16 protein-coding genes are annotated in these 13,969 nt (G+C 41.3%); 7 read left to right on the top strand and 9 right to left on the bottom strand.

The window, feature by feature from the left end; genetic code table 11:
• Positions 1–78: 78 nt before the first annotated feature.
• Positions 79–249 (top strand): hypothetical protein, encoded by a 171-nt coding sequence (locus tag ACLCDV_RS12185; protein ID WP_333575044.1) that lies wholly within the window; start codon positions 79–81, stop codon positions 247–249.
• Positions 250–347: 98 nt separating this feature from the next.
• On the opposite strand, the gene ACLCDV_RS12180 is transcribed toward ACLCDV_RS12185, so the two are convergent.
• From ACLCDV_RS12180 to ACLCDV_RS12150, 7 genes are all read right to left on the bottom strand, one after another.
• Positions 348–1,007, bottom strand: coding sequence for a DUF6266 family protein (locus ACLCDV_RS12180; RefSeq protein ID WP_411973827.1), 660 nt, complete (start codon positions 1,005–1,007; stop codon positions 348–350).
• Positions 1,008–1,402: 395 nt separating this feature from the next.
• Positions 1,403–2,569 (bottom strand): alpha-hydroxy acid oxidase, encoded by a 1,167-nt coding sequence (locus ACLCDV_RS12175; protein ID WP_317666920.1) that lies wholly within the window; start codon positions 2,567–2,569, stop codon positions 1,403–1,405.
• Between the two features lie 99 nt (positions 2,570–2,668).
• A complete protein-coding gene (locus ACLCDV_RS12170; RefSeq protein WP_317666921.1) occupies positions 2,669–3,439 on the bottom strand; it encodes an SDR family oxidoreductase in 771 nt (256 codons plus the stop codon).
• Between the two features lie 56 nt (positions 3,440–3,495).
• Positions 3,496–5,139, bottom strand: a complete 1,644-nt coding sequence (locus ACLCDV_RS12165; RefSeq protein ID WP_317666922.1) for a sodium:solute symporter — start codon at positions 5,137–5,139, stop codon at positions 3,496–3,498.
• Between the two features lie 9 nt (positions 5,140–5,148).
• A complete protein-coding gene (locus ACLCDV_RS12160; RefSeq protein ID WP_317666923.1) occupies positions 5,149–6,369 on the bottom strand; it encodes an enolase C-terminal domain-like protein in 1,221 nt (406 codons plus the stop codon).
• A gap of 48 nt (positions 6,370–6,417) precedes the next feature.
• On the bottom strand, positions 6,418–7,464 hold the full coding sequence (locus ACLCDV_RS12155; protein ID WP_411973826.1) for an alpha-L-fucosidase: 1,047 nt from the start codon (positions 7,462–7,464) through the stop codon (positions 6,418–6,420).
• Between the two features lie 45 nt (positions 7,465–7,509).
• Positions 7,510–7,938 carry an L-rhamnose mutarotase gene (locus ACLCDV_RS12150; protein ID WP_317666925.1) on the bottom strand — a complete coding sequence of 143 codons (429 nt, stop codon included), beginning with the start codon at positions 7,936–7,938 and terminating at the stop codon, positions 7,510–7,512.
• A 162-nt stretch (positions 7,939–8,100) separates the two neighbouring features.
• On the opposite strand from ACLCDV_RS12150, the gene ACLCDV_RS12145 reads away from it, so the two are divergent.
• From ACLCDV_RS12145 to ACLCDV_RS12130, 4 genes are all read left to right on the top strand, one after another.
• Complete coding sequence (locus ACLCDV_RS12145; protein ID WP_411973825.1) at positions 8,101–8,982, top strand: AraC family transcriptional regulator; 882 nt, start codon at positions 8,101–8,103, stop codon at positions 8,980–8,982.
• 132 nt (positions 8,983–9,114) lie between these two features.
• The gene (locus tag ACLCDV_RS12140; RefSeq protein ID WP_317666927.1) at positions 9,115–9,606 is read left to right on the top strand and encodes a low affinity iron permease family protein; all 492 of its coding nucleotides are present in this window, start codon (positions 9,115–9,117) and stop codon (positions 9,604–9,606) included.
• Positions 9,607–10,165: 559 nt separating this feature from the next.
• Positions 10,166–10,774 (top strand): DUF4142 domain-containing protein, encoded by a 609-nt coding sequence (locus ACLCDV_RS12135; RefSeq protein ID WP_317666928.1) that lies wholly within the window; start codon positions 10,166–10,168, stop codon positions 10,772–10,774.
• Between the two features lie 75 nt (positions 10,775–10,849).
• A complete protein-coding gene (locus ACLCDV_RS12130) occupies positions 10,850–11,350 on the top strand; it encodes a hypothetical protein (protein ID WP_317666929.1) in 501 nt (166 codons plus the stop codon).
• Between the two features lie 33 nt (positions 11,351–11,383).
• On the opposite strand, the gene ACLCDV_RS12125 is transcribed toward ACLCDV_RS12130, so the two are convergent.
• Both ACLCDV_RS12125 and ACLCDV_RS12120 read right to left on the bottom strand, forming a co-directional pair.
• Complete coding sequence (locus ACLCDV_RS12125; protein WP_317666930.1) at positions 11,384–11,614, bottom strand: hypothetical protein; 231 nt, start codon at positions 11,612–11,614, stop codon at positions 11,384–11,386.
• Between the two features lie 131 nt (positions 11,615–11,745).
• On the bottom strand, positions 11,746–12,231 hold the full coding sequence (locus tag ACLCDV_RS12120) for a DUF421 domain-containing protein (protein WP_411973824.1): 486 nt from the start codon (positions 12,229–12,231) through the stop codon (positions 11,746–11,748).
• A gap of 228 nt (positions 12,232–12,459) precedes the next feature.
• Here ACLCDV_RS12120 and ACLCDV_RS12115 point away from each other — a divergent pair, with 228 nt between their 5' ends.
• Together ACLCDV_RS12115 and ACLCDV_RS12110 are read left to right on the top strand one after the other, a co-directional pair.
• Positions 12,460–13,203 (top strand): nucleotidyltransferase, encoded by a 744-nt coding sequence (locus tag ACLCDV_RS12115; protein ID WP_317666932.1) that lies wholly within the window; start codon positions 12,460–12,462, stop codon positions 13,201–13,203.
• 1 nt (position 13,204) lies between these two features.
• The gene (locus tag ACLCDV_RS12110) at positions 13,205–13,939 is read left to right on the top strand and encodes a metallophosphoesterase (RefSeq protein ID WP_317666933.1); all 735 of its coding nucleotides are present in this window, start codon (positions 13,205–13,207) and stop codon (positions 13,937–13,939) included.
• The last annotated feature ends 30 nt before the right edge of the window (positions 13,940–13,969 follow it).

Here is a 13,969-nt window from a genome sequence, read left to right as displayed (position 1 = left end):
AATAAATAGATCAGTAATCAGAAAAACTAAAACTTGCTGCGTGTAACATAAAGAAACAGCAAGATAAAAATAGATATTATGGAAAAGAAATTAGCATACATCGCCCCCAAAATTAATACAACGACAATCGAACTTGAACAAGGTATTGCAGCTGGTTCGGCCTACGCTAGACCAGAAGATGCCAACAGCGGTAAAGTCAGCGAACAATGGGAAGTAGGATCAACAGATAATAGAAATATCGACTGGTAGACTATTTCCAACAGTAGACAAAAGGAAGGGGCAATCCAAAGTGGATTGCCCTTTTTATGCAATTTTATAATAGAAGATCGTGTCATCCATATTTATACTCAAACCTTTAGCGTACCCAGGTGCAGACTGTCTGTATTCCCTCCACCATAACTCTCGATAAAAAAGATATACACCTCATAGGTCGCTTCCTTTCTATGTTTTGGAATTTCAACATTTTGTTTGCCAGACATTAAGCTGCTTTTCAACCCGTTTGTCACAAGTGGATATTCACCTCCGTTATCTGCTGTATTATATAGGATTAAGAACGAATCGTAAGATCCCGTGTCAAACTTTTCCTCCAGATAGGCATCAAATTCCCAGGTGACCTGAAGCACCTGGTTTTCTTGATCGAAATCCATTGTGTGGGAAGTAATGGGATTGGGGCTTCCTTTAGCAATCATAAATTTCGGCCAATCGACCACAAAACCATCTTCTTCCCGAATAAGTGCTTCATTCAAATTATATGACATTGCAACATCGTATGCCCGCTTAGGATAGCTGTGCGCTTTATACCCCACATTGATGATCGGCTTTAACTGGCTAATATGTGACCTCACAATTTTGAAGCGTTTCCTACTCAGCAGTTGCTCAGGAGTAGGCTCCCGTTTTTTAACGCGAGGGAGAGACCGTACATAATTTCCTGTCTTCGTCGACACAAATACAACAGGACCTGCTTTCCCGGAAACAGTTCCATTGATACCGTTTTTGATTATCGCCATAATTACTTGATTATGTTATAGATAATAAAGATAAATATTAATTCGGAAAAATACGTATACCAAATTATAACAAAAAACAGTTTTCAATCAACATTTAGACAGTAATTAGTCATTGTTTATTCAGTCTACACTGAGCAATCACTGAACGAGCACTGAACAATCACTGAACGAGCACTGTACAATCACTGTTAAAAGAACGAATTTGGTTACCAGCTGAACTTCTTTTGCTGCGTCTAAAAATTAACTGACCACATCAGAGCCGACCACCTTTCAAGCGAACCTATAAAGCAAAAAAATGTCTCCTACATTTGCTTAATACAAACATAAGAGACACTTTCTTCTTTTTATAGCAGGCCTGCCCAATGCTGGGTCGACAACTCGACCTACCACAATCGTTACAGGATAGCCTGCAGACGTTCTGGAAAATCTTCAATCTTTGAAAGACTCAATTGCTTCATAACCTGATACAAATGCGTCTTAAACATATTGATTGTATGTTCCCCACCTTCATTGCCCAATGCGCCAACGCCATACATAAATGGTCTTCCCATAAAATTGAAATCTGATCCAACTGCATGTGCCCGCGCAAGGTCAACCCCCGATCGAATACCACCATCTAACATGATTTTTATCTTCTTTTTATATTCTGGGTTGCTCGCCAAGTGGATCAATGAATTGATCGAAGATTCACTTGCATCGAGCTGTCGTCCACCATGATTTGACACAATGACTCCATCAACACCCAATGCGATAGCAGCCTGCATATCTTCATCGGTAGCAATCCCTTTAAGCACCAAGGGCCCTTTCCAAAGATCCCGAATAGCTTTAATTTTCTCAACATCAACTTTACCCGTAAATGTTCTGTTCATAAACTGTCCCAGCTGCGCTAAATCAAGTCCCTTTTCCATGTAAGGCTTCAATGTTGCAAAAGAAGGAATTCCATGCCTTAATGTTTCTATTCCCCAAGTCGGACAGGCAAAAGTCTGCAAGATATTGGCGATACTCATTTTAGGCGGCATAGACAATCCGCTTTTTATTTCACGATAACGAAGTCCAAAAGCAGGTACATCCACCAGAACCACCAATACGGGACATTCAACAGCCTCCAGACGTTTAATAATATCATCACGCAACCTGTTTTCCGTAGGATGATAGAGCTGAAACCAGGCTTTCCCATCAGATACCTCGGCAATACGTTCAATACTACTTGTTGATACTGTACTCAAAATATAGGGAATATCATTTTTTGCTGCCGCTTTCGCAAGAATTTCCGGCGCATTCGGCCACATCAATCCCTGAAGTCCAATAGGCGAAACACCAAAAGGTGCACTGTAACGACGACCGAATAATTCTACAGATAAGTCTATTTCTTCACTCGCAAGCAGATATTGCGGCTTCAACAGAATATTATCAAAATCATTCTCATTTCTGGCAAGGTTCAATTCTTCATTTGCACCTCCGGTCAGATAATCAAATGCAAATCGGGGAATCCTTTTCTTCGCTTTAATCTTTAGATCTTCAACAGAAGGATAACGGGTATTATATATAAATTTCTGGCTCATGATTGATGTATTATTTATAAACAGCCTATGACTGCGCGCCAAACTTAGAAAAATTGCATTTCAAATGCAAGCTAATTGTAGTTAATATAAAAAAATCTGTCATACATTTCTGCGATACCCCAATTCAGCACCACCACTTACAGGTAGATTTACCCCTGTGATAAAACGCGCTTGGTTTGATAGTAGAAACACACAGGCATCAGCAATGACGTCACCTTCGGGACAGTAGCCCAGCAAATGAATATCCTTCAAAAAGTCAAAAACCTGTGTCGGATGCGGTTGCTCCAGTGTCCATTTATTGAGCATGGGTGTCATAACAGCTGCAGGCATAACCGAATTGACACGTATACCGACAGGTGCATAATCTATCGCCATAGATTTTGTCAACGCGTTGATAGCTCCCTTTGTGGCAGCATATGCCGCATGGTTCTCCTGGCCAATATCCCCTACTAAACTGCTTGTATTTAGAATACAACCAGCAGATTCCTTTAAATGAGGATAGCCATACCGTGTAGTCAGAAGGACACTTTTCATGTTGGTTTCCAGCAACCTTGCCCATTCATCGTCCGTAGTTTCATGCAAAGGCTTTGCTGGGCTTGCCAGACCAGCATTGTTGTGGATTGCATCCAGCCCCCCAAAAACAGCAACAGTTTTTTGGATGGCCAAATTAACTTCGCGCGCTCGCGTAACGTCCGCACAGATGCCGATATGCGGTGCACCGATCAATTCAACTATTGCATCCACCGATGCCTGATCAAGACCAATAAAGGCCACCTTTGCCCCTGCTTTGACATAGGCTTTTACACATTCCAAACCGATACCAGCAGTTCCTCCGGTAATCAATATTATTTTATCTTCTAAAGTTTTCACGTTTTATTATTCTTGAATTCAGCATCAAGTTCCAAAAAACTGGAACAAATTAAAAATTAGTTGAAAATTACATATAAAATCACGACAATAGCTAGCAGCAAAGCCGACAAAATACGGTAATTGCCGATACCCGACCAGGTTTTTCCCCGAAGTGGATCCATGGGGTTCTTCCAGTACAAATCCCGACTTTGTGCAGTATGCTGCACGGGATACTTATACGATAACAAAACCTGAAGTAACATACAGATCAAAAACAAATAGAAAGCCATCATCATAAATGGTGTCTGCCCTACCCACGAGTCAGGTAGCAGTTTATTCAGCAAAAATACGGCAACCCCAAAAACAGAACCTATCCACAGGGTAAGTTTTGCAGCTGTTGCTGATGCTCCTTTCCAAAACACACCTAAAAGAAACACGCAGGTTATTGGTGGTGCAATATGGGCTATCACATCATTTATGCCATAAAAAATACTCTCATAGCGATCCAACAGCGGTAAAAGCGCCAGGGAAAATCCCATGGCAATAACTGCGGCAATTTTCCCGATACGAATCAGCTGCCCATCGGAAGCAGCAGGACGCCGCTGTTTAAAAATATCGTAACTCACCATGGTTGATATCGAATTTAGCGCCCCCGAAATCTGACTCATTAAACCCGATAAGAGCGCCGCTACCAACACACCGATCAATCCCGAAGGCAAAAGTTGCGTAATCATGAGTGTATAAATACCTTTTGAATTGACCTGCCCTTGCTCGTCTACGCCAAGACTGCTTAAATCCAATTGACCTGTTTTAAACAGGGTATACGCAAATAGCCCCGGAAGCACAAAAATGAAAACAGGCAAAATTTTCAGAAAACCACAAAAAAGGGCGCCCACACGTCCATGGTTTTCGTCCTTGGCTCCTAAAACACGCTGAACAATCGTCTGATCGGCACACCAATACCAGATACCCAAAATCGGATAGCCAAACAATACGGCATACCAAGGCATTCCACTTTCATCATTACTGCCACGGAGCATAGAAAGACGATCGAGGGCATTGTCCTGCACCAATACAGCTTTCATTGGCATCCAACCGCCCATCCTGTCAAAAGCTGCGAAACTGATAATAAAAGCCCCAGCAAGCAACACAATTGTCTGAATAGATTCCGTCACCACAACAGCGCGCAATCCGCCCAATATCGTATATATTCCAGTTATCACACAGATTACGGTAATACTCAAATACATATTAAATCCAAAAAGGGTCCGCAGCACAATCCCTCCGGCCAACATCGAAAAAGCGATATGAATAACAATGGCCGATAGTATGGAGATAAACGTGAGCCAATCTCTGCTGGCGCGATCATAACGCCGTTCCAGAAAGTCGGGCAAGGTTGTAACACCCGATTTGAGGTAAAATGGCACAAAAAAAAGCGCCAATAAGATTAAAGTAAAGGCAGCCATCCATTCAAAGTTGCCGTTAAGCAAGCCTGTATCAAATCCACTCTGTGCCAAACTAACCAGATGTACCGTTGAAATATTAGTTGCAAAAAGCGCCAAGCCAATAGCCGGCCACCGGAGTGTCTTTCCAGCCAAAAAATACCCTTCAGCGCTTTTTTCCTTTACTTTCTTCAATCGCACTGATCCAGCCAATACGCCGACAACCAAAATCAACACAATATAGAAGATGGCGATACCTAAATCTAAATTTCCTAACATAATGTCAACTTATAACAAATCACAACTGCTTCCCACATCCATTGGCGTACGGTACACACCATTCACTATAGACACAGGATGTACAAAATGAGACTTTAGATGTGGAATATGTTCCAAAAACAAAGCCTCGTGCCCAAGGCTTATATGGTTAAACAAAACAAGATGCTGATGAAGCTGCCCCATATCACCGACATGTGGCACAACAGGAATATTATATTTTCGACAAAGTAGACTCACTGATATAAACTCGCTCACGCCGCCGACCCGAACAGCATCCACCTGTACAAATCCCGCCGCACCCATTTGAAGGTAATTTTTAAACAAGATGCGGTTCGGCACATGCTCACCCATGGCAACTTTTATCGGCGCAATGTGCTCGGCTAAGCGTTTATGCCCAACAATGTCGTCGGGGTGTGTCGGCTCCTCTACCCAAAAAGGGTTCATTTCCTTAAGCTCTTGGCAGATGGATAGCGCCTGCGGTAGCGTCCATTGCTGATTCGCATCGAGCATGACTTTAGCTTCATCACCAGCAACCTCCCGTACAATATGCGCACGACGAATATCCCGTAATGGATCTTCACTACCTACTTTGAGTTTCATTGCGGAAAAACCATTGTCTAAAGCACGTTTACAATTCTCCCGTACCTTTTCATCAGAATAGTTAAACCAGCCTACTGATGTGTCGTAGCCCACATAGCCCTTTTCTATAATGCCCATTCTTTTATGACTGGTTGAGATAGTCGACTCCAGCAGGCTGATCGCTTCAGCCTTTGTAAATTCATCTTCCAAATAGGAAAGATCCAACGTGTTGACAATCTCCTCAGCGCTAAGGTCGGTTAACAGCTTCCAAAGTGGAACTCCTCTCGTTTTAGCCCAGAGGTCAAAACAGGCATTTGTGACCGAAGCCAGGGCCAAATGAACGATACCTTTATGGGGGCCCAGCCAACGAAATTGCTGTTCGTTGCTCAACTTATTAAACAACTGACCAAAATCTGCCATAAGGTCTTCAATTGGAATCCCTTTCAATCGTTCGGCATAAAAAGCCGCAGCACGACAGACCAGCTCATTTCCTGCTCCCAGTGTAAAAGCCAAACCTGTCCCTACGCGTCCCTTATCATCTACCAATCGAGTTACAGCATAAGAATAGATCGGATCCTTGTGTATCGCATCACTGCCGGCACCTGTGGCCAAAGGAAATCTCCGATCCTGAATATCAAACGTCTTTATCATAAAATCTTAACGTACTTGTTTTTAGTGTTTAGGTTAATCTATTTTGAATTACAACTTTAACTTATCCTTTAATTTGCGCAAAATGTCAACATCCGAATCCTTTATGCGTCCCATCCGATTGGGACCAACGTTTAAGATCAGGATATTGTCTTGTGCGGTTGCGGCCTGATAAATCCCCGCAAGCTCTTCCAAAGACTTATACTTCTTGTCTGTAGTATTATAAAACCAGCGTTCTCCAAGGACAACTGTTGTCTCAAAAGGCATATAGTACGTATTCCCCTGAGCCATAAAAAGTTTAGGGTCAGGATCGACCGGAAGATAAGGATCCCCTAGCCTAAAGTCACTTGGAAAATAACGTATAGGGTAATAATTCTGCTGATCTTTCGGCAAAACAATGTGTTTGTCTGTGTTCTCAGGTGATCCTATACTCCAGTTTATACCAATTTGACATCCGGGAACCTTTTTCTTGATCAAATTGTAAATCGCCTGCGTGGGCCATCGATAGCTCTCTTTTTCCCAGCCACCGTCCAGCCAAAGCTCAACGATATCTGTATACTTTTTGGTCATATCAACCAACTCATTAAGCTGATTCAGCATATATTGATTATATGCTGCATCTGCAGACATGTCTTTTACATTGGGATTCTGCTTTCGGTCCCATAAAGAATAATATAAACCAAGGCGCATCCCCTGTTTGGCGCATTCTTTAGCCAGCTCCTGCACAACATTTGTCGCGTTTGAAGAACTCGCGACATCGTAGTCCGTATACTTACTATCCCATAAACAAAAACCTTCATGATGTTTCGTAACCAAAATCATGTACTTCATCCCAGCTTCCTTTGCCGTTGAAACCCACTGTTTTACCTCAATAGCAGATGGTGCATACGAGCTAGCAGGTTTAGATCCGTCTGTCCACTCCTGATCATGAAATGTATTCATGCCAAAATGAACGAACATACCATATTTTCGGTCAATTTGCTCCCGCTGATAAGCATTGGGATGTATCGATGGAACAGGTACAATAGTCTTTGTCTGCGCACAGAGATTTGTTCCCAATACAGCAAGGGCCAGACTAAATAATAGTTTCTTTCTCATGGTTATATGATGTTGGTTATTACAGCTTGCATTCTTTTTCTTTCCTTATTCCGTATGGAATACTTCCGCCATACCAGACCATATCTCCCCTTTCTCCTGTGCATCGGACAGGGGTTGCTGACAAGGATCCGTTTCTTTCCACCAACGCTGTGTCTCTGGATCGGACGCCATCTTCTGCATATCATGCTTGAAATTTTGCCCTACATATTCGAAATAGCTGAAAAGAAAAAATTTACCGTCTATTTCCTTCAAAAAAATAGAATAATTGCGGATATGACATGCCTTGATTTTTCGAAGTACCGTGGGCCAAACATTGGCATGTAGTTTCTTATAATAAGCTACCTTCTCTGCTTTTAATCCTGTTATAGATCCATAGCGAGCCACGGGGCGGCTTCTTTCTGTAGACCGAAAGGCTGTCGCACAAAATACGACAAAGACGAGCATCATGCTATAAGGATATAATTTAGGATTCATAATTTCTACGCGTTATTTTATACGAAATTACGCGCTTAACAGTACCGTGACTACTGCTCGATTGCTCATTTCTCCTACTATATTAACATTTTTACCTTTGTTTATCTCTTTTTAGGACAAAATAAGCTATATTACTCGCTCTTAATTAAAATAACCAAACGCATGAAACCTGTTTTTGCAAAAATTCTGGAGGGTGCAGCTATTACGACTTTTGCGACCAAAGATGTGCAGCGACCTTTTTTTTCTACCGAATTTCACTTTCATAGCGCCTGTCAGATGACCTATATTGTGGAAAGTGAGGGAAAACGGATCATTGGAGACAATGTGAGTAACTTTGTTTCTGATGAACTCACTTTTGTAGGACCCGATCTGCCACATGTTTGGCACAATAACAATATAAATTGCACGGGCTCGGCCATCGCGGAGACAAAAACATCCCGCTCTTTAGCCTTGTACATAGAACCTAAATTAATGATTAAAGTTTTAGGGCATTTCTTTCAGACACATAAAATCGAAACATTCTTTTCGGCCTCAAAACGTGGTCTCCTATTCCGTGGCGCAACAAAGGAACTATTGAAGGTAAAGCTAAAAAAGATCGTACAGCTGGATTATGGCTTTGAGAAAACCATTTTGTTGTTGGAGATTATCGAGTTGATGATATCCACAGATGAATTTGAATACCTCTCCAGTGCCGGATACACCCACAACTATAGTCCTATTGACAATAGTAAAATTGACAGCATCTTTAAATTCGTATTTAACAACTATACTAGAGAAATTCAATTGGATCAAGTTGCGCAGCTATCTAATATGTCGAAACATTCCTTTTGCCGTTACTTCAAATCCCGTACGCAGAAAACCTTCGTCCAGTTTGTCAATGAGGTGCGCATTAGTGAATCCTGTAGATTGATTGTTGAAAATAAGCATCAAATCACGCACATTGCTTATGCCTGTGGTTTCAATAGCCTTTCAAACTTTAATAAAATTTTCAAGTCCATAAAAGGAGTCACACCTAGTCAATACAAAGCTCAAATACGGCAGTAGCAACAAAGCAAGTAGGCTGTTGTTAGCTATGGAGCAGAAAAACATTTGAAAAACTGATCTTTTAAGATAAAGCCAATAAATACAAACAAATTCGGTTTCAGTGGGGTCTCTATAGAAACTTAAAGTTTAGCAATGAAAAAGAGAAAAAACTTATTTGAACGGTTCTCAAACTGGGCGACACACGCAACCGGTAGTTCAGCGGCATTTATTATTGCAACCTCTACAGTTATCATTTGGGCAGTGAGTGGCCCCATATTTAACTACTCTGAAACCTGGCAATTGGTCATCAATACAGGTACGACCATTGTTACTTTTCTTATGGTATTTCTTATTCAAAAATCGCAGAATAAAGATTCAAAGGCAATCCACCTCAAGCTCAATGAATTGATTGCCTCTCACGAAGGCACTAGTAACCGAATGGTTAATTTGGAAGATCTCAGTGAAGAAGAACTAGATCAGCTTGCGAAATTTTATGCCCACGTCGCTAAACTGGCGCTTCAGGAAGGTGATCTTACCTGCACACACTCAATTGATGCCGCAAAGGAAAATCACGCTTTTAAAATGAAGGCTCAAAAAGAAAGACACAACTCCTCAGACGGTGATAGAGCAGACAAGACGGATTAGCATTTCAGATTACTGATGCAATAAAGATAAATTCCCGTCATTGGGATTACTGTAAATTGTACAGCTGTACTACCCATATTGTCTGAATATTTCATCGCTCATTTTTTGGAAAAGGCCCAACGAAATTGAGCCTTTTATATTTTCTTTACATAGATGCTTTTGTTAAAACAAGTTTTTCCGACACAAGGCCCCGAAATATGAATTAGAGATACCTGGCAAAAAATCACTGTTTCATAGCGGTTTGTTTTTAGTTTAGTTGAGAAATTGATTGTTGACTGCACACAATTGACCTAAATCTTTAATTATGGTGCAATCCGAATTTGTACGATCTATTTACGTAAACAACACCGCTTTCGATTTAAGTACGTAAAATATAACTGTTCCAAACCCTGGCTTCTCGACCACTGTTCACTATTAAAACACAAATATAAAAGAGCATATGTTTATTTCATCGGTATTGTCTTTATCCATTTTAACATCCGCTATCATCATTAGTTATGGACAAAAAGGAAATGATAACCGAAATAGCATACATCGTTAACAATTAAAAAATAGCATTATGAAAACCATTTTAAAAACTTTGGGAACGCTGCTTGTGATTTTCACCTGCATTTTAACTGTTCAGGCGCAAGACAGCAAACCCGCTCAGCCACAGCCTGGAGACTTGGACTTTGCCAGCAAAGCCACGGCCAGCAACAATTTCGAACTGCAGGCAGCAAGCATTGCTCTTGCAAAATCACAAAACCCCAATATAAAACAATATGCACAGATGATCACAGACGACCATACTGCTGCAGGAAATGAACTGTCGACCATTGTAAAGAATAAAAATTGGCAACTGAGCACGAGCGACGATCAAAATTATAAACCGATGATCGACCAACTCAATAATGCGGACACAGCAAGTTTTGACCGCATCTATACCGATCTGATGGTCAAGAGTCATCAGGATGCTATTTCACTTTTCAAAGATGCAAGTACAGGCACAGCAATTACAGATGCCGACCTTAAGAAATTCGCTACCGATAAAATCCCCGCATTTGAAAAACATCTTGATCAACTTAAAAATATGCAGCCTTCAGATCCTTCGATAAGTGATATGCACATTACACCAAATGCACCATCCCCAGCTGTTAAGAACAAAGCGCCCAAACCGACATTAAAATAAAAGTATTTATAACATTCATTCACTCCGGAGGACAAAGCCATTAAGGCTCTGTCCTTCGTTAATTCTTATCATACCATGGAACAGACATTCGACTACATCCATGAACTTCTTAATAGACAAATGGCGCTACGTGCTAAAATTGAAGAAAGTCCTATTGCGGGCAAAATTAAAATGAGCTATGGGCAGGATTTTTATCAGGAAGAAGTTCGGTCTATGGGTTTGGCGATGATTCGCGATGGCTGGGACATGGAGGGCGAACAACTGATCCTCGATTTTACACATGAACACTATCCGACGCGAGCAAAGGACGAACTTACGTGGATCAACAAAATGATGCATTACCTGGAAGTTATTACCGATACCTTTATCGACAATCTACATGCCGAGGGCTACCGCTGGTTACAAGGGAATGTGGATATGCCCAATGAGCACGCGATATTCTATCCAGTTCATGACATAGATGCATTCGGAAAATTATCCCAAGAACTAGGGTTGAATACTCTTGTAGATCTGAAAATACCAAACCCATTGGAGCAGTTACCAGGTTGGATCTATTATCGTTCGGGAAGTAAATAATTTTGCACCATCGTTCGTAAAGATGCAACCAGGTCAATCCGTATTTTTACCGCGATCCAGATTGTCCAATGGCAAACCATCTTTTGCGCTCCCACCCTCATTTTTTGTCGTATCTTTTCCACGACTTCGGTGAATATCGTCCAACGGTAGGCCATTTTGGTTAACGGCTGTGTCTATCAAAGTTTCCTCGCTATTATTAGCCCTATTATCGCAAGATATCGCTGTTGCTGCAAATGCGACGACCAAATAAAAATATTTTATCATAATCTTATCTTTATTTATGTTTTTTACCCCTTCCCAGGTTAGCTATGTGAAGTGTCAATAGGCTTTGATTCAGGTGATCCCTTTCGACGTCACAATATGTTTTTACACAGGAAGAGTTATCTGTTAAATATTTATTTTCTTTCCTTGAGTGTAAAGCTTATTCGGCCATTCGGTTCCATCAAAGCCATATCAACTTCATCAAGGTGCTTACTGTTTGTTTCTAGCCGCAAGCTCGTCAGTAGATCTGTGCGACTTACACCCAGTCGGTCCATCTGATCCCATTGGATTTTACCGTTCTTGTATAAAACAGCCGGCTTACCTTTTACCATATTACCCAAATAGGGAAGCCGGGCCGATACCTGGGCCAGGATTTTATTGACAATAATCATTACAAAGCCAGCGAACACCGTTGACAGGAACGGCGAGGCGCCAACGATCCCTCTAGCCAACACTGCACCTAGCATAATAATGATTACGAAATCCACACCCGACTTTCGGCCGAGAATTCGAATTCCTCCTAGTCGAACCAGAAAAAGCGCTATAATAAACATCATAAACGCGCGCGATCCCATCTGTAACATCGTGAGATCCTCACCAGAGCCAAAAAAACTGTCCATATTTATGCTGTTTAGATCTTTGTGATATGTCCATCCATACTTCATCAGGCAATGAGCCCGCTATTTTATTTCAGACCATTTTATTTCAGAACATCGATAAGAGCCCTCCGAGTTCCAAAAATTTTTAAATAGAGTACTTTTACTATTAATCTGGTGGATAATACGTTTTCATTGACTATCAACAAACTACTGCATTTATTTGACTGTCTTTAATAAAAAGTAGACAATATGATTCATTTAGATAATCCACCTGAGGATTGCTTGGCTTTCTTTCAAGATACATTGAGACTGCTACAAGAGAACGGATGTCAATTTATGGTAGGTGGCGGTTTGGCTATGTTTCACTACACAGGGATCATACGGCCTACGAAAGACATGGATATTTTTTGCAAAAGCAGCGAATACCCAAAAATTCTCAAGCACTTTGCCGCCAGTGGTTATAAAACGGAACTGACGGATGTGAGATGGCTGGCCAAGATTTATAAGGCCCCCTACTTTATTGACATTATTTTTGATAGTGTTAATCACAATTGTACGGTAGAACAAGATTGGTTTGACAGGGGGCCTGAGGGAGTGTTGTTTGATACAACCGTACGTTATATACCTGCAGAAGAACTTGTTTGGTGTAAGCTGTATGTACAAAACAGAGAGCGGCACGACAGTGCCGATATAAACCATATTTGGCTAAAATATGGGAAGAAACTGGACTGGGATCTTTTATTATCCCGGATGGATCAACATTGGCACCTCTTGTTGGCCCAAATGCTCATCTTTCAGTTTACCTATCCGCATGACTATCGCGATATTCTTCCGAAGGAATTATTTGATCAGCTTATTAAGCGCGCAGCAGACCAATATGAACTGCCTCCATGCTTAGAGAAAGTTTGCCTTGGACCGCTCATCGACCAGACACAATATGAGATCGATATTAAAGAATGGGATTATAAATCATATACCATAAAAACTGTTTGAGATGAATAAAAAGACAACAATAGCCGCTTTGGGCGATATACATATGAATGCAAATCAGCATGGAAAATGGAAAACAAAATTTGAAGAGATTTCAGAAAAGGCAAAAGTCCTGCTATTGTGTGGTGATTTAACCGACACTGGGGATGAAGAAGAGGCTGAATTACTCGTTGCCGAACTTCAATCCATCAAAGTTCCGGTCCTCGCCGTATTAGGAAATCACGATTATGAAAAGGGACGGCAGAAACAGATTCGCCAAATTTTGACCGACAGTAAAATTACGGTTTTGGACGGCGAAGCAATCGTGATCGAAAATATTGGTTTTGCTGGGGTAAAAGGATTTGGTGGCGGGTTTGACCGTTATATGCTCTCGATGTTCGGCGAAGATGCTATGAAAAGTTTTGTGCAGGAAGCTGTAAACGAATCATTGCTACTGGACCGTGCCTTGGCAAGGTTAGAGCAAGAGCATGCAGCTATAAAAAAAGTCGCTTTACTCCATTATGCACCTATAGCGGAAACAGTAGTTGGCGAACCCGAACAGATTTATCCTTTCTTAGGCTCAACACATTTAATGGAGCCGTTACAGCGGCGTAAAGTTACTGCTGCCTTTCATGGGCATGCGCATGCGGGAAAATTCAAAGCCCTATCCCCGGCCGGAATACCGATTTACAATGTGGCAGTACCTGTACTGAGAGCCCATCATGGTGACGATACCAGCTTTGCACTTATCGATATCTAAATTAAAAATCTACTTTAGCTACTCATTAAG

The sequence above is a fragment of the Sphingobacterium sp. Lzh-3 genome (assembly GCF_046764375.1).
Taxonomy (GTDB): Bacteria; Bacteroidota; Bacteroidia; order Sphingobacteriales; family Sphingobacteriaceae; genus Sphingobacterium.
This window is presented reverse-complemented; position numbering and strand designations above follow the sequence as displayed.